The sequence below is a fragment of the Phormidium pseudopriestleyi FRX01 genome, assembly GCF_017313335.1.
GTDB classification, from domain to species: domain Bacteria; phylum Cyanobacteriota; class Cyanobacteriia; order Cyanobacteriales; family Laspinemataceae; genus Laspinema; species Laspinema pseudopriestleyi.
In genome coordinates, this window is the sequence record NZ_JAFLQW010000510.1 from 1 (window position 1) to 2,598 (window position 2,598).

Sequence of the window (2,598 nt, forward strand, 5' to 3'; positions counted from 1 at the left end):
ACTTACTGTGCCGGAATTTCACCGAAGACTAGAATACAATAATCACGCAGATGATTATTCTTACTCGCTTTTACTATTTTAACACGGTCGGCTCATATCCCCACGGATAAATCCGGGGGCTTTACGCCGATTCTCGGTAACTCGGCTGTAGCTTTCATCACGAGCAACAGCCTAACTGGGAGTCTCTTTCTTAATCTCTTGTTGTGCCTGTTTTGCCATCAGTGCGATCGCCGCTTTATCCGGTGCAGAGGTATCGCTTGCCATTTTTAACCACAGTAAATACTCAATATTTCCCGCTGGACCACTGATGGGAGACCAAGTTAACCCCCCATAACCCCAACCGAGTTCTAGTGCAGCTTGCAAGACTTGAAAAATCGCATCGGTATGGTCTGCTGGATCCCGCACCACTCCTTTTTTCCCCACCCGCGATCGCCCTACTTCAAACTGAGGTTTGACCAGCAATACTAATTCTTTCGGAGACACCAGCAATTCCGATAAGGCCGGTAATATCTTACTCAGAGAAATAAACGAGACATCCACCACCCCCAAATCCGGGAGATTCTCTTGAGACTCATACAAATCCCCTGGGGTCAAATACCGTAAATTGGTGCGTTCGCGCAAAATTACCCGGGGGTCGTTGCGCAGTCCCCAATCCACTTGACCATAGCCGACATCAATGCCATAGACGAGTTTAGCCCCCGCTTGCAGCAAGCAGTCAGTAAAGCCTCCGGTGGAAATGCCGCCATCGAGACAGAGGCGATCGCTCACGGTAATCGGAAAAGTTTCTAGGGCTTTGGCTAGTTTTTCGCCGCCTCGGGAGACAAAGCGCGATCGCTCTTTGATATGAAGTTCGGCATTAATATCCACTTCTGTGCCGGGTTTATCCAGCAGTTGTCCATTCACCCTAACTTCCCCAGCCCGAATGAACCGCTGTGCCTGTTGCCTAGAGGAACAGAGGTTTTTTTCTACTAACAGGGTGTCGAGTCGTTGTTTAGCCACGGGATTTCAGGGGTGCAGAGGGATTTGGAATATCTGATTTTACCGTGAAAGTCAGGAGGTTCGTGGGTTCATCACTGAGGATTGCCCAAAACTCACCATTGACATGATTGCGTCCGAAAATGACATGAACCGGGCCATACCCGTGACGCTTGTGGAGCTTAACGTTATGCCAGCAAAGGGCTTCACCGGGTTTGAGATGAAAGGACTTGGGTTGGTGCCAGCCCGGAGAAGAACGCCTCTAGATGGCTGGCTCCCTCTTTGTTTCTGAAGCTCTACTTCCTAGGTCTGATAAACTCTTCAGCCCCTTACTCTCCTTCTTTTGTCAGTCAATCAGGTGCCCATCATCGCGTTATGGAATGCTACTTTTCACGACCCAAGCAACCGTCAAAAGCGTTCGTAAGTGGAGTGTTATAGAGCCTTAAATAGACCCAGTAATACTCATTTCTGGTCATTGGTATCCCCTTAGCGTCCGGTATTGCTTATCCGTTGGGAATCGTTCTTTCTCCAGCCGTATGCGCATTATTTATGACAATTTCTACGGTTGTTGTCTCGATTAACGCGATGCTGCTCCGACGCATAAAAAGTTGACATAGAGTTTCATTCTTCAATCATTTGTAAGATTTGGAGGGTTGTGAACAGGGGTAGTTATTGCTTAAAACTAAATCGCCTGTTTACTTTTATTCCCATGATACGGAACCAGTGCCTGAATTAGAGATTTGTTGCTGAATCCTGATTCTGCCAAAGGGTATCAAAAACAAATTCCCGATATTGTCTTTTAAAGTCTTCGTCTGTTGAGTATTTCTTAAATATTTCTGTTTGTGTTCGCATATATTGCTGCATTAGTTTATCAACTTTTCTATCAGAAGATATCTTTGCGTTCTGCTTATCGGGTGAAGTGTTGATGGTATCCATAGTCTGCAAATCTGCTCTGATATCATCAGGGATTTGGATAGTCAAAATCTCATTTACCTTGTCTTTATTTGTCCAATCTATATCACCAAAACGTTGATTAAAAGTATTGATAATATTTTCTAGAGTGTCAAATTCATTTTCAGGTTTTCCGCCACTAACACTCACAGGAATCGGTGTTACAGACCCCATTCCTGTATCTAAAACAATTTTTTCTGTTTCTTGTTTGGTTGGTCTATAACTATCCATATCGATCGCCTCAATAATGCCCACAGCAAAATCATCATTGCTATCAATAAATAATTTTGGCGAAAGATACTTTAAAAACCACCATAGCTGCTCCCAATAATGGTTATTGAAATCAAGCAATTTAGATAAGTAGCTGTAAGTTCTCAAAAATGACTTAACTTTTTGTTTAAAATCTATTTGCTTGTCTAAATCCAAATCATTTTTAAAAATAGCAGCAGATGAATCAATAATTGGGTCTAATATTGTTCTCTCGGCATTGTTGGAATATTTTCCAAAAAAGTCTATTACTGTTTCTTCGTTATAGACTTCAAAGTTTTCTAGGGCATCTACTAGATCGTTGAGCTTATTGGGGCTTGTTTCTTCGTCTAAAGATGTAGAGGTATAGTAATCATCAAAGGCGGCTTTTATATCTTTGGTTACATTGTAAAAGTCCAGAATAAA

Annotated in this window: 2 protein-coding genes; both read right to left on the reverse strand. The window is 42.9% G+C overall.

Annotation, left to right across the window (positions count from 1 at the left end):
• Positions 1-171 precede the first annotated feature (171 nt).
• A complete protein-coding gene (locus tag J0895_RS19345) occupies positions 172-999 on the reverse strand; it encodes a TlyA family rRNA (cytidine-2'-O)-methyltransferase (protein WP_207089639.1) in 828 nt (275 codons plus the stop codon).
• Between the two features lie 708 nt (positions 1,000-1,707).
• A partial coding sequence (locus J0895_RS19350) for an HsdR family type I site-specific deoxyribonuclease (protein ID WP_207089640.1) occupies positions 1,708-2,598 on the reverse strand: 891 nt, incomplete at its 5' end.